The organism is Bradyrhizobium sp. HKCCYLS3013, assembly GCF_051167615.1.
Taxonomy (GTDB): Bacteria; Pseudomonadota; Alphaproteobacteria; order Rhizobiales; family Xanthobacteraceae; genus Bradyrhizobium.
Map to the genome: position 1 here is coordinate 1 of NZ_JBNPTK010000010.1, position 20,686 is coordinate 20,686.

The following is a 20,686-nucleotide window of genomic DNA, read 5'->3' on the forward strand; positions in this document are numbered from 1 at the left end:
GGCGCGCCTTCGCGCCAGCCTTGAGGCCGGCCGATCACCGGTCTACAAAAAAGACAGTTGCTCCCCGGGGACCGGCTCATTGACCCCGTCGCCGGCGGATCATCACCACCGGCTTGGCCTCGGCACCGGGAGGCCAGGACGACACGCTTTCCTGTCCGCAGTCCGCCGTTCGTCGGCGAGGCCAAAACCCCGCTGCGGCAGCCCGCATCCATCGCATTCCATCCCGACGTCCGTGACGATCGCGATACGCCCCCTCGGTGGAACGGAACGGCGCGGAGGATAAGGGTGATTTGGGGTAGGAGGCAAACGATTTATGTTTTTCGGAATTACTTGACGAGTTTTCGGAAGGCGGCTGATTTGGACGACGGGCTATTGGCGCTAGAGTTGAGACGCGAAAAGTCGACGCGGAGTGAAGGCGCTGCACAAATAATTGGGTTATCGACGTCTGCCGAGCGATGGCAGGCCACCTGACGCGGATCGACCCCGAAGTCGGCCCCAGTCATTTGAGACCCAGCCCCTGTTGATCTTCTTCACGGTCTGAGCCTCGGCTTCGGTAGCCGGTCGCGTGGTATCGACGACGTCGTCCCAATCATCGACCAAATCGGGATCGGCCTCGGGATGTTTCGCGTGACCGGCGGGCTTCCGGTTCTTTTTCTTATTGAGCGACCCGCGTTTAACTACCATCGCCGCCAGCATCTCCGCGCGATGGGCCAGATATTTCTTTCGCTGCTCTTTCGATCCAGCCATTTGACTAAATCCTAGCTCTCAGGTGCGCAATGAGTCGGGCGAACGCAAAGGCGCGAGCGCTGAAATCTGTCAGCCCTCGCTCAGCAAGTCGTCAAAAAGCTTTGCCCAATTGTCCAAAGTATGGTTGTCGAAAAGAGGTTTCGCCGCCTCCAATGCTCGCCTTTTAGCTTCGCGCGCCACGTCCACTTTCCATCCATCATCAAGTGACACGCCTTGCGACCTCGCCCACACCTCGATTTGCGGAACGATGGGCTGCCCGGATTTCACAACGTCAGCAAATGGCACGTCTGCCTTTCTTCCCCAACGGTCAACGGCTGCAACAAGGAAGATTTGCGGGAAGAGGTCTTCAATCTCGGAATCGGCAAAGCCAACGTACTTGTCCGTAGTTTTTACTTTACCCTTTGCACCTTGGTACAAGCCATTCTGCAGGTCGCGCGCCATCTTCTTTCCGGCGTCATCCCCGTCGAGGAGCACGTTTGGCAAAACCTCATCTTTTCCGCCAAGGATACTCGCGATTACCTTGGCGTTGTTAGCGCCATGAGAGGGCGGAAAAACCATCTCTCGCTTCGGATTTATCTTCTTGTTGGCAATCAAAACTGTTTTGATCAGAGCCAGATAATGCTGGTCCGATGGACCCTCCACGATCACCGGGTGGCAACCATATAGGATGCTCTCGGCAAGACTCATATTGAGCGCGGAGTAAATCGCATATGTCGCTCCAGCTCGTCGCGGATCATCGTTACCCTGTCGCAAGTCTGGCGAGGATTTGGTTGAGCCATCCTCCGAAACAAAGACCTTCCGCACACGGTCGAGCATGTCTGCATCGACAAGAAAGGGCGAATGGGTTGTATAGATAATCTGATTGGTCGAAGAGAGGTTTTCGAAAAACGCCGACAAATCGCGTTGGGCCAGCGGATGGAGGGAAAGCCCCGGCTCGTCTAATAGCAGAATCGCATCGGCATGCACACCACTGCTCTCGACCAAGAAAATAAGATAGAAGCTCAAGAACCATTGCAGCCCACTGCTGCGATCTTCAAGTTCTATCTTTTCTGGTCGCCTTGCATCGCTGACCCAAATCCGAAAATGGTCTCCGTCGGCTTGAAATTCGAACGTATAATCGCCTTGCTTCCACCACTCACGGAACTTTTTGGTTAAGTCAGTTCCGGCTGAGTTCAATAAAATCGTGCGTTCACGTTTTTTGGTTGCGATCTCAGCGATTTCTTCGTCATTCGGCTGCCTATTGGGATCTTTGAAGTCGCGCCCAAGCTGCAGAATTTCCTTGGGCTTTAGTCTGACAAATCGGAATAGGACCCGGAGCGTTCTGGCTTTTGCGGCTTCCTTAGCGCCAAGGTCTTCGCGCGCCAGATTCTGGACGACATGCGGCAAGTAGATTTCGGAATCGAGATTACCGTAGTTTGAGTAATACACAAATCGCGGGAGGCTTCCTACGACGAACTTCGCCACTTCATCAATTTCGTTCGGCGCGGGAGCTTCCAACTTCAGCTTGGCAGCTTGGAGGTCTTGAATTAGCAAATTCAAGCGCGGTACGATCGAGCTTGTCGCTGCTGGTGCTTCAGGCAGCAGAGCGGCGAACGGCTCAATAACATCATCTAGCGCTTTGGCGTCATAAGCCGAGACTGGTCCGTCGCTCTGTTTGGCAGATGCCAAGGCACTTTGTATGTCGGCCTTCAAACTCCCTTCTTTGCTGAGTTGATTCATCGCGCTGATTTCAGTCTCAGCAGCCGTAAGGATCGCGATCAAGTCCGCGCTGGTAAGCGCATCGACTTTCTTGAAGTTCGGAAATGTGACTGCGTACCGCCCATCGAAGAACCGCTGCACGCAAATAATATCAAGCGATCTCTCGTCGAGTCCAGCAAGCTCGGCGAGCTTCGTTTTGACTGCATCAGTCGGCACAAACTCGGCACGTATGAACGGAAATGAACCGGGAGCGGCGCGCACCGCGGCGTAATTGCCTTTTGGATAATCCGAGGTGGGTCTAATCTCGCCTTCATGTGCCGGGTTCAACTTCCAAAGGGGGAGTAACAGATTGGTCTTGCCCGATTCATTAACACCAATAAGCGCTGTAACCCGCTCAGCGTCGATCCAGCCGCTGTCAACCACGGACCGAAAATTCGTCACTTGAAACCTAAGCAGCCGCATTATGCCCCCCAGCGCCTCGTCAGATTGTCGCGAAAAGACGGCAAACGCAATGCGATTAACGTTGAGGATCCACAACTTGACGGAGTTTCGGACGTAACCAGATGGGGGCATTCCCAGACGGATCGACTGTCTGAACCTCATGACACCTCCGCCCACGCGCTCGATCGATTCCCCAGTACCAAGCGCCGACCCGCTGGCCGACGCGCCAGTGGCGAGATGGCGCGTGCCACGGTGCTTCGAATAAAATCCCTGCCGGCGAAGCTGCTCAAATAACCAATGTCATTCGGACGTTGATTTGGCTGCGAGACGCAGCCTCCGCTCCATCACGCCGCCCGCAGCGACCCCAGGAACCGGCTCACCTCGCGCTTCAGCCGTCCGCTCTCCGCCGACAGCGACCTTGCCGCCGCCAGCACCTGCGACGACGCCGAGCCCGTCTCCGATGCCCCCCGCTGTACGTCGTCGATATTCCGCGAGACGCGCTGGGTGCCGTTGGCGGCGTGCTGGACGTTGCGGGAGATCTCTTGCGTCGCGGCGCCCTGCTCTTCCACGGCGGCGGAGACGGCGGCGGAGATTTCGGACAGGCGGCCGATGGTGCTGCCGATCTCCTTGATGGAGCCGACCGACTCCTCGGTGGCGGCCTGGATGCCGGAGACCTGCTGGGCGATCTCGCCGGTGGCCTTCGCGGTCTGCTCGGCCAGCGCCTTGACCTCGGCGGCGACCACGGCGAAGCCGCGGCCGGCCTCGCCCGCGCGCGCCGCCTCGATGGTGGCGTTGAGCGCCAAGAGGTTGGTCTGGCCGGCGATGCTCGAGATCAGCTCGAGCACGTCGCCGATGCGGGTGGCGGCCTTCGACAGGGTGCCGACGCGCTCATTGGTGCGGTTGGCCTGCGCCACGGCTTCGCTGGCGATGCGCGCAGATTCCTGCACCTGGCGGGAGATCTCGCTGACCGAGGACGACAGCTCCTCGGCGGCGGAGGCCACCGTCTGCACGTTGGACGAGGCCTCCTGCGAGGCGGCGGCGACGTCCGCCGACAGGTCCTGGCCGCGCGCGGCGGTGCTGGTCAGCGTCCCGGCGGAGGCTTCGAGCTCGCTCGAGGCATGCGACACCGCATCGACGATCTCGCCGACCGCCTGCTCGAACTGGCGGGCGAGCTTCGCCATGTCGTCCCGGCGCTGCTGCTCCTGCCGCGCTTCGGCGTCCGCGTGCTCGGCGCGCAGCCGCTCGGTCTCGGCCATGTTGTCCTTGAACACCTGGATCGCCGTCGCCATGGCGCCGATCTCGTCGCGGGCGCCGCGGCCGGGGATCTCGACGGCGACGTCGCCGCTCGCGAGCCGGCCCATCGCCCGCGTCATCGACGCCAGCGGGCCTGTGATGCTGCGCGCGATCAGGAACGCGACGAGGCAGCCGAACAGGATGGCGGCGGCGCCGACCAGCATCTGCAGCGAGATCGTGCTGGCGATGGCGCCCTCGGCCGATGTGCGCGAGGCGTGATAATCGGCATTCACGCCTGTTTCGGCGGCCTTGAGCGTGTCGATGCTTTTGGCGATCAGCGGCTCGATCGCATTGGCGTAGATGTCCTCGGACTTCAGCGCCGCGGCGGCGGTGGCCTCGAACGCGGTCTTGTTGAGCGCCAGCGAGGCCTTCACCGGCGCGATCGCGGCCAGCACGCCCGCCGGCGGCGACGCGCCCTCCAAGGTGGCGAGCCGCTGCTCGACATTGTCGACGCCGGCGCGGAAGGCCGACGCCGACTTGGTGTCGCGCAGCGCCAGGAAGCGCCAGGTGGCGATGCGGACGAGCTGCAGCCGGGCGTCGATGTCGGCGACCGCGGTCATCACCTCCGGCTCCTTGCTGATGCGCGCGGCGATCGACAGCTTGGCGGCCTTGGCGGCAAGGTCCTCGCCGCCCGGCAGCAGCGCGGCGCGGCCGGACTTCACCTGCTTGACGGCGTCGCTCAGGGCATCGCGCTGGGTCTTCATCTGCGCGATCTCGCTGGTGAGATCGCCATAGAGCTTGAGCCGCTCGGCGGATAGCGGACCGGCGGTGGCCGCCTGCAGCAGCGCCGTCGCCGCCGCCTCGCGCTCGGCCGCCTCCTTGAGCGCCGGCTCGTTGGCGTCGTGGATGTAGCGCAAATTGGCGCGCTGGATCGCCTGCAAATGGTTGGATATCTGCAGGATGCGCGCGGTCGCGTCCGACAGCGCCGACATGCTCGCGACCTGGTCGCGCACCGCCCACAGATTCCACACCGCCACAGCGGCCATCACGGCACCGGCGACGATGAGCGCCGCAAAGCCGGCGTAGAGACGCCCCCTGATCTTCAAGCTCATCATGTCCTCGTCCGCTCCCCCAAGAGCGGCAGGCGGGCGAACCGACGTCGCCACGCGCCTGCCCCGCAGCAGCGGCCGCCTGGCTGGCGACTCACAGCTGTGCTGTATGCACGATGGGCGGTATTTACTAGTAGCGGGTTAGACGGAGCCGCGGGGACGGGGCATCGTTTGTCGCCGAGCTACGCAGTCCGGATGCGTGCCGTCCGGTGCCCTCAGCTCGCGGCGGACGCAGGTGCGCTCAACTCACCCGGTCGTCATGCGCGGGCTTGACCCGCGCATCCATCCCTTGCGCAGACGGACCGGCGTGGATGGCCGGGTCAAGCCCGGCCATGACAGGAGAGAGGTGGGCTCACAACGCACGCCATGACAGCGGAGAAATACAACTGGCGCCCCCGGCGGTGCGCCTGCCCTCAGCTCGCCTTCACGCTGATGATGAACGCATCGACCTCGCGCTTCAGCGTCTCGGCCTGCTGCGACAGGTCGCCGGCGGCGTCGCGGGCCTCCGAGGCGAGGCGGCCGGTTTCGGCCGAGGTGGAGCTGATCTGGGCGATGTGGTTGGAGACGTCGAGGGTGCCGCGGGCGGCCTCCTGGACGCTCCTGGAGATGTCCTGGGTGGCGGTGCGCTGCTGCGAGGTGTCGACCTCGATGCCGGACATGATGGCGCTGATCTCGCTCAATGTGGTCGAGATGCCGTCGATGGCGCCGCGGGTCTCGGCGGTGATGCCCTGGATGCTGGCGACGTGGGCGGAGATCTCGTCGGTCGCCTTGCTGGTCTGGTTGGCGAGGTTCTTCACCTCCGACGCCACGACCGAGAAGCCCCGGCCGGCCTCGCCGGCGCGGGCGGCCTCGATGGTGGCGTTGAGCGCCAGCAGGTTGGTCTGCGAGGCGATCGCCTGCACGAGCTGCACCACGGCGCCGATCTTCTCGGCGGCGTCCGACAGCGCGTGGATGGTGTTCTTGCTCTTCTCGGCCTGCGAGGCCGCGCCCTCGGCGCGCTGGGTGGCGTCGGAGACGCGGCGGCTGATGGTGCCGATCGAGCTCGTCATCTCCTCGGTCGAGCCGGCCACGGTCTGGACGCTGCGATTGGCGTGGTTGGCGGCGGCCTCGACCGCATTGGCCTTGGCCGAGGTGTCGTTGGCGGCGCGCGACAGGGTCTCGGCATTGCTCTTCAGCCGGATGGCCGACGACGCCACGCTGCCGACGACGCTGGCGACGAGGTCGTTGAAGGAGTGGATGCGGCCGTCGAGAAAGCGCGAGCGCTCGCCCTGGCGCTGCGCCTCCTGCAGCTCGCGCGCGGTGAGGCGCTGGCGCTCGATGCCGTTGGTCTTGAACACCTCGAGCGCGCCGGCGAGCTGGCCGATCTCGTTGCCGAGGCCGAGGCCGGGAATCGGCGTGTCGTATTTCTGGCCGGCGACGTCGCGCATGGCCGAGACCATCGCGGCGAGCGGGCGCAGGATGCCGTTCTGCACGGCGGCATAGGTCATCAGGCAGACGGCGCTGGCGAACACCGCGATGGCCGCGCAGGCCATCAGGAAGTAGGAGAACGCCGACTGCGCCTGCTGATAGATCAGCATCGCATGATCACGGGCCGGACCGCTGAGATTGGCGAAGTCCGACGACAGGCTGGTGATCTGGTTGTTGAGATAGAGCACCGCGATGAAGCCGGTGCCGCCGCCGATCGCCAGGAGCATGAGGAGAGAGGCGACGACGCCTCCCACGAGGAAGCGGATCGTCAGATTGCTGCTGGAGAACATTGGCCTTGCCCGGACGCGTCACATGGAATGTCAACGCACACTTCCAGACAAAGGTAAAATAAGATGAAAGCGCGGGTAGGCGCGGAGCACGGGAAAGCACGGGGTTTTGCGGATCCACGGCGCGTTCCCATTTGCTGCGCTCGCTTCTTACTCGCGACAGCCGGCCTTCGCACCACGCGCTTTCAGCCCGCCTCTCTCCGTCGTCATGGCCGGGCTTGACCCGGCCCCGGGTCAAGCCCGGGCATGACGGGGTAACTAACTGGCAGGGGATCGTGGCGTTAGCGGATCATCACGTCGCCGGCGGCTGCTGCTCGGCGGCCATCAGCGCGGCGAGGCGCGCCTCCTCCTCGGCCGTCAGCTTGGGCGTGGCCTCCGCGCCGCGCTGGCCGCGGCGGCGCACCTGCCACCACAGCGCCAGGCCGCCGCCGAGCAGCAGCACCGGCGGCAGCAGCCACAGCAGCAAAGTCTGGCGCTCGAAGCGCGGCTTCAGCAGCACGAACTGGCCGTAGCGCGCGACCAGGAAATCCAGCACCTGATTGTCACTGTCACCGGCCGCGAGCCGCTCGCGCACCAAGAGGCGCAGATCGCGCGCCAGCGGCGCGTCGGAATCGTCGATCGACTGGTTCTGGCAGACCATGCAGCGCAGCTCGCGCGACAGCGCGCGGGCGCGCTGCTCCTTGGCGGTGTCGGCCATGACCTCGTCGGGCTGCACCGCATGCGCCACCGGCGAGCTCAACAGCAGCAGCGCGAGCGCGAGGAGGCTGAGACTGCGTCGCATCCGCCCTACTCCGCCGGCTGCAGCGCGCGCGCCGCACGCGCCGGCCGCGGCGCGCCGACGCGCAGGCGCCGGTCGGACAGCGACAGCAGGCCGCCGAACGCCATCAGCACCGGACCGAACCAGATCAAGAGCACCAGCGGCTTGTGATAGATGCGCACGGCCAGCCCGCCGTCGGCGGTGGCATCGCCGAGCGAGACGTAGAGCTGGCTGACGCCGCGGGTCATCAGCGCGGCTTCCGTCGTCGACATGCCGCGGGTGGCGAAGCTGCGCTTGCTCGGCGTCATCACCGCGAGCTGCCGGCCGTCCTGGCTGATGACGAAGGTGCTGACGACCTCGCTGAAGTTCGGGCCCTGGCGCTGGGTCATGCCGTCGAACTTGATCTGGTAGCCGGCGAGATTGCGGACGTCGCCCGGACGCAAGGTCGAGATCAGCTCGCTGTTCCAGGTGGTCTCGCAGACGATGCCGAGCAGGGCCACGCCGAGGCCGGCATGCGCGAACGCCGTGCCCCACACCGAGCGCGGCAGGCCGCGGGTCCGGTGCAGCGCGGTCTTGAACGGCACGCGGGCCACGCCGCTGCGCTCGACCAGATCGACGACCGAGCCGGTGATGACGAACACGCCGAGGCCGATGCCGAGCGGCGCCAGCGCGCTGCCGCCGCGCGCCCAGGCCCAGACGATCGCGATCGCCACCAGCGCCGTGACGCCGGCCGCGAGCAGCCGCTGCGTCGCCGCGACGAGGTCGCCGCGCTTCCACGCCAGCATCGGGCCGAACGGCACCATCAGCAAGAGCAGCGCGAACAAGGGGCCGAAGGTGATGTTGTAGAACGGCGCGCCGACCGAGAGCTTGAAGTCGAGTGCCTCCATGATCACCGGGTACAGCGTGCCGAACAGCACGGTGGCGCAGGACACGGTGAGCAGCAGGTTGTTCAAGACCAGCGCGCCCTCGCGCGAGATCGGCGCGAACAGGCCGCCCTGCTTTAGCGCGGTGGCGCGGCCGGCGAACAGCGTGAGGCTGCCGCCGATGAACAGCACGAGGATGCCGAGGATGAACACGCCGCGGGTCGGATCGCTGGCGAAGGCATGGACCGAGGTGATGACGCCGGAGCGGACCAGGAAGGTGCCGAGCAGCGACAGCGAGAAGGTCAGGATCGACAGCAGGATGGTCCAGACCTTGAGCGCGTTGCGCTTCTCCATGACGACGGCGGAGTGCAGCAGCGCGGTGCCGGCGAGCCAGGGCATCAGCGAGGCGTTCTCGACCGGGTCCCAGAACCACCAGCCGCCCCAGCCGAGCTCGTAATAGGCCCAGTACGAGCCCATGGCGATGCCGAGCGTCAGGAAGATCCAGGCCATCAGCGTCCACGGCCGCACCCAGCGCGCCCAGGCGGCATCGATGCGGCCTTCGAGCAGGGCCGCGATCGCGAACGAGAACGAGATCGAGAAGCCGACATAGCCGAGATAGAGCATCGGCGGATGCACCGCGAGGCCGATGTCCTGCAAGACGGGATTGAGGTCGCGGCCCTCGATCGGCGGGTTGGCGAGGCGGGCGAACGGATTCGATGTGGTCAGGATGAACAGATAGAACGCGGTCGCCACCCAGGCCTGCACCGCGAGCACGCGGGCGCGCAAGGACAGCGGCAGGTTGTTGCCGAACATCGCGACCATGGCGCCGAACAGGGCCAGGATCGACACCCACAAGAGCATCGAGCCTTCGTGGTTGCCCCAGACGCCGGTGATCTTGTAGAGCAGCGGCTTCATCGAGTGCGAGTTCTCGAACACGTTGGCGACGGAGAAATCCGAGGTCACGTGCAGGGTGACCAGCGCGATGAAGGAGAGACCGGCGAACAGCAATTGCGCCAGCGCGGCCGAGCGGCCGACATTCATCAGGGCGATGTCACGTTGATGCGCGCCGAGCATCGGCACGGTGGACTGGATCAGCGCCAGCGCGAGCGCCAGCACCAGGGCGTAATGTCCGCTCTCTGCAATCACTGCGTCGCTCCTGCAGCCGTCTTCTCGGCGCCTTCGCGCATCGACACCGGGCCCGGTTTGGCGCCGGCTTTCGGCTTGCCGTAATCGTCCTTCCAATGGCCCTGCTTCTTCAGGGCATCGGCGACTTCCTTCGGCATGTAGGTCTCGTCATGCTTGGCGAGCACGGTGTCGGCCTTGAACACTCCGGCGGCATCGAGCGCGCCCTCGGCGACGACGCCCTGCCCTTCGCGGAACAGATCCGGCAGAATGCCCTTGTAGGCGACCGGCAGCTTGGCGCCGCCATCGGCCACTTCGAACGTCACGGCGAGATCGTCGCCCTTCTTCAGCGAGCCCGGCTGCACCAGGCCGCCGAGCCGGAAGCGCTTGCCCGGGCCGATATGCTTTTCCGCCACCATGGTCGGTGTCGAGAAGAACACGATGGAGTCGCGCAGCGCATTCAGCACCAGCCCGGCCGCGACCGCGAGCACGAACAGCGCCCCGCCGATGATCGTCAAACGCCTCTGCTTGCGTGTCATCCCTTGATCCCGTTGGCGGCGGAAGCGCCGCTCATCCATCCAAGCCGAAAGTCTTCACACCCTCGTTGAGCTGCCGCAACCGCTCGGCATCGCCGGACACCGCCTGCCGCGCCTCCGACAGCGCCCCCTTGGCCTTGTCGAGATCGCCCATCACGACATAGGCGCGCACCAGGCGCAGCCAGCCCTCGACGTCGTCGCCATTCTGCTTCAGCCGCGCCGCCAGCCGGTCGACCATGCCGCGGATCATCGTCTCGCGATCGCCTGCGCTCATGTCCTTGGCCGCGGCGATCGTCTCGCTCGGCAGCGCCGGCACCTCGCCGCCGCCGACGCGGGCCAGCGCCGCCGTCACCAGCGGCCGCCATGGCGCATCCGCGGGCGCCTTGCCCAGCATCGCCCGCCAGATCGCGCTCGCCTCGTCCTTGCGGCCGTCCTGCTCGGCAGAGAGGCCGAGATAGTAGTTCGACTTCGGCTCGTCGGCCTCGAGCGCATGGGCGCGCTCGAACTCCGCCTTGGCCTCGGCGGTGACGACGCCGCCGGCGGCCGCGGTGATCATCTCGCCGAGATCGGCGCGCTTGGCCGCACCGTCGCCGGCATAGGTGATCATGTTGCGATAGGCCCGAATCGCGTCATCGGTGCGGCCGAGCCGCGCCAGCACCGGGGCGAGCACGGTCCAGCCGCGGCCGTCGGTCGGGTTCTTCTGCAGGTGCTGCTCGACCTGCGCCACCAGCGTTTCCAGCGGCTGCGTCCCGTTGGGCGCCGCGCGGGCGGTGAGCGGGAAATCCGGCAGTTGCGGCGAGCCGAGCGGGAGGTAGACCGCGAGCGCCACGATCGGCACGCCGATCAGCGCCAGCACCGCCGACGCGCGGCGCAGGCCGAGGCTCGGCTTCCCCGCGGCCTCGCCCTCCTGGTCCGCGGCGGCCAGCAGGCGGCGGCTGATCTCGACCCGCGCGGCTTCCGCCTCGACCTTGCCGATCAGCCCGGTCTCGACGTCGCGCTCGATCTCCGCCAGCTGGTCCTTGTAGACGGCGACCTCGCGCCCGTCCGACGCGGCCCGCGCGCCCAGCCCGAGCGGCAGCAGGACGGCGAAGATCGCCGCGGCCGTCATCACGGCGAACACGAACCAGAGAGTCATCGGACAGGGTTCCAGTCAGCGCCTACCGGCAGGCGCGCCTCGCGCCGCTTTTAACCAGCACCGTTCCCGGCGGCAATTCACATTTGCCGCCGTGGTAGCCCAGCCGTCCGAGCCGAAAAACTCAGGACAATTACGTAATTAGGGGACCTCGAACTCGGCGCTCTTGGCGAGATAGCTGCCGTGCCCGTTCAGGGCCACCAGGAAATAGGTCCCCGGCCGGACATGGTCGGTGAGCCTGATCCGCAGCGACCCGACCGGGACCGGAGAGGCGATGGTGGTGACGGGATCGGGGAGTGGCGCCCCGCTCGTCTTGTCGACGAGCACGACCTTGGCCTTGATCATGAGGTTGCGATAGGTCGCGCGCACGACGCGGTTCTCGACCTCGACGAAGTTGATGACGGAAATCATGGTCTTGATGAAAACGGATGGAACCTGCGGGAACCTATGCGTGGCCCCGGGGCGGGGTCAACCTGAAATTGCAAAAATCAAAACGTGGACAGACTAGCAGAAAATCTCAACCGGCGCGCGAGGATTTTCGCTCGCCGTTCATCGCGTTCTCGGCCGCCCTGCTCATCAATTGGGCGTAGTCGTTGCCGAACAGGACGTGACAGAAGCGGATCGCCGCCGACACCTGCGACTGCCGATAGGCGCGCGCCCGCGCGTCGCCCGAGCGCAGCGACTGCACCAACGCTTCGGTGGCCTTCTCGACATATTGCTGCAGATCGGAATAGGTCCGCAGCGTCACCTCGTTGATCGCGAGCTCGCTGGCATAGTTGCGGCAGACCGCGACGAACTCGATCAGCGCCGCCACCTCCTCGACCTCGCCGCCGTCGACGCCGGCGCCGGCCGGAATGTCCTTGTCGGCGCGCTGGCGCAGGATGCGGCGGACGCGGCCCGGCACGCTGTCGATCTCCGATTGCAGGGCATTGGAGATGTCGGCGCGGATCGCGGTGAGCTGCTTGCCCCAGTTCGATTCCGAGCGCAGGTCGAGCTCGGTGCGCAGGCCGCGAACGCCGTCATGCAGCGTCTTCAGCGTATCGCCGAGATTGGAGAAATGACCGCGCCGGATGTCGGCGCGCAGCACCGAGGCGAGGCCGGCGAGATCGTTGAGCGCGATGGTGACGGCGACGCCGAACGGGGTCGCCGCCACGCGGATCTCATCGTCCGATGCCGCGATCTTGGTGGCGAGCCGGATGATCTGCCAGGGCGCGGCGAGCCGCTGCATCACCAGCGACAGTGCGAACGGCAGCATCGAGGGCGTCTGCAGTGACGGCACGTTGATGGCTTCGGTGACGGAGGCAATCTGCGAATCGCCGAGCACGCGGATGATGCCGGGCAGCCGGCCGTTGAGGCCGTCGAGCGCCTCGCGATTCTGCAGCACCAGCCCGATCGGCAGCAGATCCTCGATCACGCTGGGTGCGCCGATGCGGGCGAGCGCGCGCTGGCGGTCGCCGGTCGCGTTGGGGCCGACGAGGTTCATCAGCGCCTCGGCGGCGGCGCGCTGCAGCTTGCGTGCGGCCATCTCGACCTCGCGCGAACTGTCGCCGGCGACCGACATCGCGGCCTCGAATTCGGCGTAGCGCTCCGGCGCGCCTTCGCGGCCGAGCCACTGCCAGACCGGCAACAGCGAGGCACGGCGGATCTGGCCGGGACGGAGAGGACCAGTGGAATCGGTGAGGAACGGGTCGAGCGGCCGGAACAGCCGACGCGGGCCATCGCCACTCTGGCGGCGCTCCTCGCGGGCCGGCGGACGAGCGACCTCGATGGCGGGTTGGGGACGCACGGGATCCAATGTTGGAGCGGGAGCCGGCGGCGCGACGGGCCGCACCACCTTGCGCAACTGCTCGAGCACCAGGGTCGCCACGGCGACGTCCTGGCCACGCTCGATGGCGCGCTCGAATTCGCGCATCAGGAGCGACTGCGCGTTCGGCGGCAGCTGCCCGAGATATTCCCTTAACCGCTCGTGAGCTGTCTGACCCATGCGCCGGCGTGCAAATTTCCACGGCGAGAGCGCACATCGCGCACCCCTGCCCGGACCATACGGTCCGCGGTATTAAGAACACCTTTAGGATGGCGAAATTCGCCGCCCCGTCAAACGCCGGGCAATCTCAGCTCCGCCCGCAGGCCCCCGGTCGGGGCATCGCCCAGGGTCAATCGGCCGCCATAGAGCGCGGCCAGATCGGTGACGATCGACAGCCCGAGCCCCGACCCCGGCTTGGATTCGTCCAGCCGCTGGCCGCGCCGCAGCACCTGGGCACGCTCGGCGGCCGAGAGGCCACGGCCATCGTCATCGACCACGATCCGCAGCATCGGCGAGGCCCCGGACTGGGCCGGCCGCTCCACGGTGAGCTCGACCGAGACCCGCGACGTCGCCCATTTGCAGGCATTGTCGACCAGATTGCCGACCATCTCCTCCAGATCCTGGCGCTCGCCACGAAACCTCGCCGCGGGATCGGCGGTCGCCGCGACCACGATGCCGCGGTCGCGGTAGATCTTTTCCATGGTGCGGCGCAGCGCCTCGATGGCCGGCGCCACCTCGGTCACGGTGGACACGATGGTGACGCGCGCGGCGATCCGCGCCCGCTCGAGGTGGTGGGCGACCTGGTCGCGCATGACGTCCGCCTGCTCCATCACCTTGGCGGCGAACGGGTCCGCCGCATGGGTCGCCGCTTCATTCACGATGACCGAGAGCGGCGTCTTGATGGCATGGGCGAGATTGCCGACATGCGTGCGCGCCCGCTCGACGATCTCGCGATTGGCATCGATCAGGGCATTGGTCTCGCGGGCCAGCGGCGCGATCTCCACCGGGAACTCCCCTTCCAGCCGCTCGGCGCGCCCGGACCGGATGTCGGCGATCGATTCGGAGATGCGTTTCAGCGGCGCGAGGCCATAGCGGACCTGGAAAATGGTCGTGAGCAGCAGCACGATCCCGAGCGCGGTGAAGGTGCCGCCGAGGTAGTAGTCGAAGCTGCGGGTCTCGTCGAAGATCTCCGAGGCATCGCCTGCGACGCTGACCAGGAACTTGCCGTCGGAGCCGAGATCCACCGGGCGCTCGACCATGCGCAGGTCCTGGTTCTCCGGCCCCTCGACATAGCCGATCCGGATCCCGGCCGCCGTCAGCTCGATCCCCTGCTCCTCCAGCTTGGGCAGCTTCTTGTCCCACAGCGAGCGCGAGGCCCGTACCTCCGGCTTCTCGGCGTCGGTACGGGTGATCTGCCAGTACCAGCCGGACAGCGGCAGCTCGAACAGTGGCTCGCCCAATGACTGGAATTGGCGGTCCGGCGGATCGTCGGGGGTGGCGACCTCGGCGATCAGGGTGCGCAGATAGAGATTGAGCCGGCGATCGAAGGCGCGCTCGGTCGCGTTGCGATACACCGAGGACAGCACGATGCCGGTGATGGCGAGAATGACCACGAGCCACGCGGTCGCGGACAGGAACAACCGGGTGGCAAGTGAGCTCTGGCGCATGACCGCAAACTAGCGAAACGGCCGGCGCCCGGCCACCGCGAATGGCTGGCTCCGGAAACGGATCAGGCGCCTGCGGCCGGCGGCGGGGTCAGCAGATAGCCGAGGCCGCGCACGGTCTGGATGACGTCGCAGTCGAGCTTCTTCCTGATGCGGCCGACGAACACCTCGATGGTGTTCGAGTCGCGGTCGAAGTCCTGGTCGTAGAGATGCTCGACCAGCTCGCTGCGCGAGACGACGCGGCCGGAATGATGCATCAGATAGGACAGCAGGCGGTATTCGTGTGAGGTCATCTTGACGGGGTTGCCCGACACGCTGACCTTGCCGGTGCGGGTGTCCAGGGTGACCGGCCCGCAGGTCAGCTCGCTCTGGGCGTGGCCGGCCGAGCGGCGCAGCAACGCGCGGATGCGCGCCAGCACCTCTTCGAGGTGGAAGGGCTTGGCAACGTAGTCGTCGGCGCCGGCGTCGAAGCCCTGGACCTTGTCGCTCCAGCGGTCGCGCGCGGTGAGAATCAGGACCGGCATCGCCCGGCCATTGCGCCGCCACGCCTCCAGCACCGAGATGCCGTCCATCTTGGGCAGGCCGATATCCAGCACGACAGCGTCATAGGGCTCGCTGTCGCCCAGATAGTGCCCTTCCTCCCCATCGAACGCACGGTCCACGACGTAGCCGGCGTCGCTCAGGGCCGTGGTGAGCTGACGGTTGAGATCCGGATCGTCCTCGACAACGAGCAGACGCACGCTTGCCTCCAAAGCTGAACTGCACGATTTCCGCCCTCAAGATGAACCGGAAGGCCGTGAACCGTGCATGAACGGAACCCGAGCGACCAGGTTACTTTTTGGTCATCTCGATCGGGACCGCCGGCAGGCGGCCGACAGAATTGGGGCGGATATAAGCTCCGGGACACCACGATGAAAAGCCCGGCCATGGGAATGGCCGGGCTGGATTTCGTGACCAGGCGAAGGGCGGCGGCCGCGGCGTCACGCAGCCGGCCGACCTCGCGATGTGCCTCTCAGGTGTGGAAGAACACGAACCACACGAGGCCCAGGACCAGCAGTGCCAGCCCCGTGGAGATGGCCAGCATCGCGAGGACCGACGGGCCGGGCTCACCCTGCCGCGCTTCGGTTGGAGTTTCGACGATCTGCGACCCTCGTCTTGTTGCCATGGCGCCCTCAGCTCGCTGCTGTTCGATATCGAGCGCGGTATCGCGCTCCCTCAGTTGCTCCCGTTGGCAACGTCGACCGCCAGATGATGTTCCGGGTCGGATACGGCTGCGACCAGTTAACGCCGCTCTCAGAATCTGCAGCTACGCTTGTTGAATCCGGGGCCTGCGGTGTTATCCTCGCGGCAGCTGGCGACAACTACGTCCGCAGCAGCCCGGTCCCGGGGGAGCACGCCCGTCAGTTTGCAGTTGAGTGGAGTTGAGGAATGGCCCCGCGCGCCAATTGGAAGGGTTTTCTGCGCCTGTCGCTCGTGACCTGTCCGGTCGCGCTCTATCCGGCGACGTCGGAGTCCGAGAAGGTCTCCTTCAACCAGATCAACCGCAAGACCGGCCACCGCATCAAATACAGCAGGGTCGATGCCGAGACCGGCGAGGAAGTCGCCAGCGACGACATCGTCAAGGGCTACAAGGTCGACACCGACACCTACATCGAGGTCACCAAGGACGAGCTCGACGACATCGCGCTGGAATCGACGCACACGATCGAGATCGACGAGTTCGTGCCGCGCACCGACATCGACAGCCGCTATCTGATCCGCCCCTATTACCTCGTGCCCGACGGCAAGGTCGGCCATGATGCCTTCGCGGTCATTCGCGAGACCATCCGCAGCATGGACAAGGTCGCGATCGGCCGTGTCGTGCTGACCAACCGCGAGCACATCATCGCGCTGGAGCCGCTCGGCAAGGGCCTGATGGGAACGCTGCTGCGCTACCCCTACGAGGTGCGCAGCGAGGACGAGTATTTCGACGACATCCAGGATGTGAAGATCACCGGCGACATGCTGGATCTCGCCAAGCACATCGTCGAGAAGAAATCGGCCGACTTCCAGCCGGAGACCTTCGAGGATCACTACGAGGCCGCGCTGATCGAGCTCATCAACAAGAAGCGCAGCGGCGTGACGATCGCCGCCAAGACCGCGCCGAAGTCGAGCGGCAACGTCATCAACCTGATGGACGCCCTGAAGCGCAGCCTTGCCGGCGAGGGTGACAAGGCGCCCGCCGCGGCCGCCCCCGCGCCGAAGGCCAAGGCCAAGAAGCCGAAGAAGCGCGTCGAAGGCCAGCGCGAGATGCTGCTGCCGATCAGCGGCAAGAAGGCCAAGGACGAGCCGAAGAAGTCGGACAAGCCAGCGCGGACCACCGCACGCTCGCGCAAGGCGAGTTGAGAGCGACGTCCGAACCTTCGCACGGCCTGCCGAACCTGCGCATCACGATCGCTCGGCCGCGAGTTCCGAGTGTTGCCGCGGGTTCGCCACCGCGTGTGGCGCCACCGCATTCCGATTGGCGCAGGAAATATCTGCGTTGGTCAGGTAAGTCGATCCGGCGATGGTGATCCGGCGATCAGGCGCGGATTCGTGATCGTTTCGACATCACTTGGATGCTTGCGGAATGATCACGTCGCGCCTAGCTCTGCCCCGCGGGATGGTGATCCGGGCGTCAGCTTCCTGACGGAAGATCGATGTGCCTGATCGGTCGGGACGACGCTGGCGAAGTCGTCCCAGCCGCACGACGCGGCGTATCAAGGGGATGTGGATGTTTCAGCACGATGCGGACCAACGCCGGGCGCAGTACGCCTAGCGATGGCACGGGTTCAGCTGTCCGAGCTCTCCGCTTTCGCAGCCGTCGCGGATTCGTTGAGCTTCACCAAGGCGGCCGCTCATCTCGGCTGCTCCTTGCCGACCATCAGCCAGACCATCAAGAGCCTCGAGGAGCGGCTGGACGTCAGGCTGTTCAACCGGACGACGCGCAGCGTGGCCCTCACCGAGGCCGGCGAGCGCCTGCTGGCGGAGATCCAGCCGATTCTCGAACGGGTCGACCAGGCCATCGAGAGCATCAACGCGTTCCGCGACAAGCCGATGGGCACCCTGCGCCTGACCGTATCGCGTGTGTTCGCCGTGAGAGGGCTCGGGCCCCTGATCAGGTCGTTCCTGGCCGAATACCCGGACATCCATATCGAACTGGCTGTCGACGACACCAACAGTGACATCGTGCGCAATCGCTTTGATGCCGGCATCAGATCCGGACACCGGGTGGAGCGCGACATGAAGGTCATCCGCGTGTTCGACGAGTGCAGCTTCGTTGCGGTTGCTGCCCCCGGCTATCTCGCGGCGCATCCCGCGCCGGCCGTTCCCGAGGATCTCCAGGCCCATAACTGCATCCGGCATCGGGTCCCTGCCGACGATACGCTGCAGCCCTGGATCTTCGAAAAGGGCGGCGAGCGCACCGAGATTGCCGTGGACGGCTCTCTTATCGTCAACGACTTCGATCTCGCGCTGAATGCCGCGCTCGACGGCATCGGCGTTGCTTATCTGGTCGAGCCGATGATCGAGTCGCATCTGGCCGAAGGACGGCTGATGCGGCTGCTGCCCGGCTGGCGCTACGCGACGCCCGGACTGTTCCTGTACCATCCGAGCCGCCGGCAACCGCCGATGCCGCTGCAGGTCTTTCTCGACTTCGTCAAGCGCTGGCGCAGCGGCGTCACGCTGGACGCAATGTCGCGCGCGGCGGATTACGATGCACGCGGGTTGGTAGCAGCGACGTCACACCGAGCGTCGATGCACGTCGAGCCGAACCGCCGTTGATATCTCACGTGTGGCCTGAGAATCTTCGCGCGTCGCCGACGGCGCCGCGGAAGCACAATGACGTGCGCAGTTTGCACTGAGCGCCCGGGATTGTTCGGGATTCCCATCTAGCCTATTCACGATTATCACCATTAACAAATCGACACCGCGAGGCCAAAACCGCGGCGTCACTGCGTCGATGCTGGTGCGTGCGAGCAGCGTGTTAACGACGATCGAGTGGGCTTCGAACAAGGCAGAGCACATTCATCAAATCGAAATTGGCTCATGCACACTTCATTCAACCATTCCGCCGGTCGCGCCGATCGAGCCGTCGTCGGAATCAGAGGTGTGAGAGCGGCAATCTGGCGAAGCCAGAGGCGACACGCGGGGGGCCGTGTGCATCGCCGTCAACCGGAGAAACGGAAATGAAGACGTTGAGGGGCCTGCTTCTCGGAACGGGAGCAGTGATACTGTCCGCCGCTGCGGCTCAGGCCGCGGACCTTCCGCTGAAGGCCAAGGCCGTCGAATATGTGAAGGTGTGCTCGCTCTACGGCACGGGCTTCTACTACATTCCCGGCACCGACACCTGCATCAAGCTCGGCGGCTATCTGCGTGCCGAGACCGCGCTGTGGACCAACAGCAACTATGGTGGCGCCTATTCGGGGCAGGCCGGCGCCGACAACCGCCTGAGCAACCGCTATCAGACCCGTTCGCGCCAGGATCTGAACATCGATACACGCACCGCGACCGAATATGGCGTGGTGCGCACCTACTTCGAAACCGTGCTGAACTGGACCTCGGGCTCCTACGGCGGCACCGGCGCCGGCGCGACGTCCTACACCGGCGACGCCATCTCGGGCGGCATCGTCGGCGTCTACTACGCCTTCATCCAGTTCGCCGGCTTCACGATGGGCAAGGCGGTGTCGACCTTCGACGCGCCCTGGACCAATTATCCCGGCAACAATTTCGACGGCCTGGTCGGCGGCAGCGGCTCCAACAACGGCGTCAACCAGTTCACCTACACCGCCGATTTCGGCCAGGGCATCACCGCCGCGATCTCGCTGGAAGACCAGACGCAGTTCTTCACCACCAACATCTGGAACACCTCCGGCATCACCGCGGCTGGCGTGCTCGGTGGCAATTACGGCTCGAGCGCCTTCGGCGGCACTGTCGCGCCCGACATCATCGGCATGGTTCGCGTCGACCAGGCCTGGGGCCTCTTCCAGGCATCGTTCGCCGCGCATGACAATCATGCCGCCTATTACGGTGCGGCCGAGACCTCGGGTCACCCCTCCGACAAATGGGGCTGGGCCGCGCAACTGGCGCTGTCCATCAAGAACATCCCCACCGGTCCGGGCGACGTCGTCAACCTGCAGGCGGTCTACACCGACGGCGCGAGCCGCTACAACTTCCAGAGCCTCGCCAACACGACCTATTCGATGTACGGCAGCACGGGCGTGGCCGGCGCCTATCAGAGCATCGGCTTCGCCGGCGTCGGCGACGCGGTGTTCGGCACCGGCACGGGCCTGTCGACCGTGCAGACCTGGGGCATGCGCGGCGCCTTCACCCACAATTGGGATCCGCGCTGGAATACGGCGCTGTATGGCGCCTATGCCCAGGTGAAGTATGGTCAGACGGGCTCGGCTCTCGTCTGCGCCGGCATTGCCGCCACTGGCATGCTCACGGCGGGCTCGACCTGCAATCCCGACTTCAATCTCGGTCAGATCGGCCTCATCACCCGATGGACGCCGGTCAAGGGCCTGACCTTCTCGGCCGACGTGACCTACAGCCACCTCGACCAGAAATTCTCGGGCACGGCCATTGCTCCGGCCGTCACGAGCACGGCCAAGCCGGCCGCGACCTACCAGCTCAAGGACCAGGACACGGTGAGCATGCTGCTGCGCGCCCAGCGCAACTTTTGAAGCTGGGCCGTTGAACCTCTGACCGCTCGACGAGCTTCCGGCGATGCCCCCGCCGGAAGCTTCGTTCGTGGAGACGAGCGGCGCGTCGCGAGGGATGGGGCGAAATGCGGCAGGCGTCGTGCGG

Annotated in this window: 16 protein-coding genes; 3 read left to right on the forward strand and 13 right to left on the reverse strand. The window is 65.6% G+C overall.

The genetic code is table 11. The features are described from left to right. Window positions 1-435: 435 nt before the first annotated feature. From ACQR1F_RS18575 to ACQR1F_RS18635, 13 genes are all read right to left on the reverse strand, one after another. A complete protein-coding gene (locus ACQR1F_RS18575; protein WP_434913604.1) occupies window positions 436-747 on the reverse strand; it encodes a hypothetical protein in 312 nt (103 codons plus the stop codon). A 69-nt stretch (window positions 748-816) separates the two neighbouring features. Further along, window positions 817-3,048, reverse strand: a complete 2,232-nt coding sequence (locus ACQR1F_RS18580; protein ID WP_434913605.1) for an AAA family ATPase — start codon at window positions 3,046-3,048, stop codon at window positions 817-819. A 182-nt stretch (window positions 3,049-3,230) separates the two neighbouring features. Next, window positions 3,231-5,234 carry a methyl-accepting chemotaxis protein gene (locus tag ACQR1F_RS18585; protein ID WP_434913606.1) on the reverse strand — a complete coding sequence of 668 codons (2,004 nt, stop codon included), beginning with the start codon at window positions 5,232-5,234 and terminating at the stop codon, window positions 3,231-3,233. A gap of 407 nt (window positions 5,235-5,641) precedes the next feature. Then, the gene (locus tag ACQR1F_RS18590) at window positions 5,642-6,985 is read right to left on the reverse strand and encodes a methyl-accepting chemotaxis protein (protein ID WP_434913607.1); all 1,344 of its coding nucleotides are present in this window, start codon (window positions 6,983-6,985) and stop codon (window positions 5,642-5,644) included. A gap of 289 nt (window positions 6,986-7,274) precedes the next feature. Next, window positions 7,275-7,763: a cytochrome c-type biogenesis protein gene (locus ACQR1F_RS18595; RefSeq protein ID WP_434899731.1), complete on the reverse strand. Its 489-nt coding sequence runs from the start codon at window positions 7,761-7,763 to the stop codon at window positions 7,275-7,277. Between the two features lie 5 nt (window positions 7,764-7,768). Further along, window positions 7,769-9,748, reverse strand: a complete 1,980-nt coding sequence (locus tag ACQR1F_RS18600) for a heme lyase CcmF/NrfE family subunit (protein WP_434913608.1) — start codon at window positions 9,746-9,748, stop codon at window positions 7,769-7,771. Next, on the reverse strand, window positions 9,745-10,263 hold the full coding sequence (gene ccmE / locus ACQR1F_RS18605) for a cytochrome c maturation protein CcmE (RefSeq protein ID WP_434883514.1): 519 nt from the start codon (window positions 10,261-10,263) through the stop codon (window positions 9,745-9,747). The genes ACQR1F_RS18600 and ccmE overlap by 4 nt, the downstream gene beginning before the upstream one ends. A 31-nt stretch (window positions 10,264-10,294) precedes the next feature. Continuing rightward, window positions 10,295-11,395 carry a c-type cytochrome biogenesis protein CcmI gene (gene ccmI, locus ACQR1F_RS18610; protein ID WP_434913609.1) on the reverse strand — a complete coding sequence of 367 codons (1,101 nt, stop codon included), beginning with the start codon at window positions 11,393-11,395 and terminating at the stop codon, window positions 10,295-10,297. A 138-nt stretch (window positions 11,396-11,533) separates the two neighbouring features. Further along, window positions 11,534-11,803 carry a hypothetical protein gene (locus ACQR1F_RS18615; RefSeq protein ID WP_315804188.1) on the reverse strand — a complete coding sequence of 90 codons (270 nt, stop codon included), beginning with the start codon at window positions 11,801-11,803 and terminating at the stop codon, window positions 11,534-11,536. 106 nt (window positions 11,804-11,909) lie between these two features. Next, entirely contained in the window at window positions 11,910-13,376 is a 1,467-nt protein-coding gene (locus ACQR1F_RS18620; protein ID WP_315804189.1) for a hypothetical protein, read from the reverse strand. A gap of 110 nt (window positions 13,377-13,486) precedes the next feature. After that, window positions 13,487-14,863: an ATP-binding protein gene (locus tag ACQR1F_RS18625; protein WP_434913610.1), complete on the reverse strand. Its 1,377-nt coding sequence runs from the start codon at window positions 14,861-14,863 to the stop codon at window positions 13,487-13,489. A 62-nt stretch (window positions 14,864-14,925) separates the two neighbouring features. Further along, a complete protein-coding gene (locus tag ACQR1F_RS18630; RefSeq protein WP_006614547.1) occupies window positions 14,926-15,600 on the reverse strand; it encodes a response regulator transcription factor in 675 nt (224 codons plus the stop codon). A 272-nt stretch (window positions 15,601-15,872) separates the two neighbouring features. Then, window positions 15,873-16,025: a hypothetical protein gene (locus tag ACQR1F_RS18635; RefSeq protein WP_009027687.1), complete on the reverse strand. Its 153-nt coding sequence runs from the start codon at window positions 16,023-16,025 to the stop codon at window positions 15,873-15,875. Between the two features lie 263 nt (window positions 16,026-16,288). Between ACQR1F_RS18635 and ACQR1F_RS18640 the strand changes: the two genes are divergently transcribed. The 3 genes from ACQR1F_RS18640 (at window position 16,289) to ACQR1F_RS18650 (ending at window position 20,562) form a co-directional block, all read left to right on the forward strand. Beyond that, window positions 16,289-17,245 (forward strand): Ku protein, encoded by a 957-nt coding sequence (locus tag ACQR1F_RS18640; protein WP_434913611.1) that lies wholly within the window; start codon window positions 16,289-16,291, stop codon window positions 17,243-17,245. A gap of 414 nt (window positions 17,246-17,659) precedes the next feature. Next, window positions 17,660-18,661 (forward strand): LysR family transcriptional regulator, encoded by a 1,002-nt coding sequence (locus ACQR1F_RS18645; RefSeq protein ID WP_315804192.1) that lies wholly within the window; start codon window positions 17,660-17,662, stop codon window positions 18,659-18,661. A 404-nt stretch (window positions 18,662-19,065) separates the two neighbouring features. After that, window positions 19,066-20,562 (forward strand): porin, encoded by a 1,497-nt coding sequence (locus ACQR1F_RS18650; protein WP_315804193.1) that lies wholly within the window; start codon window positions 19,066-19,068, stop codon window positions 20,560-20,562. Window positions 20,563-20,686: the final 124 nt, after the last annotated feature.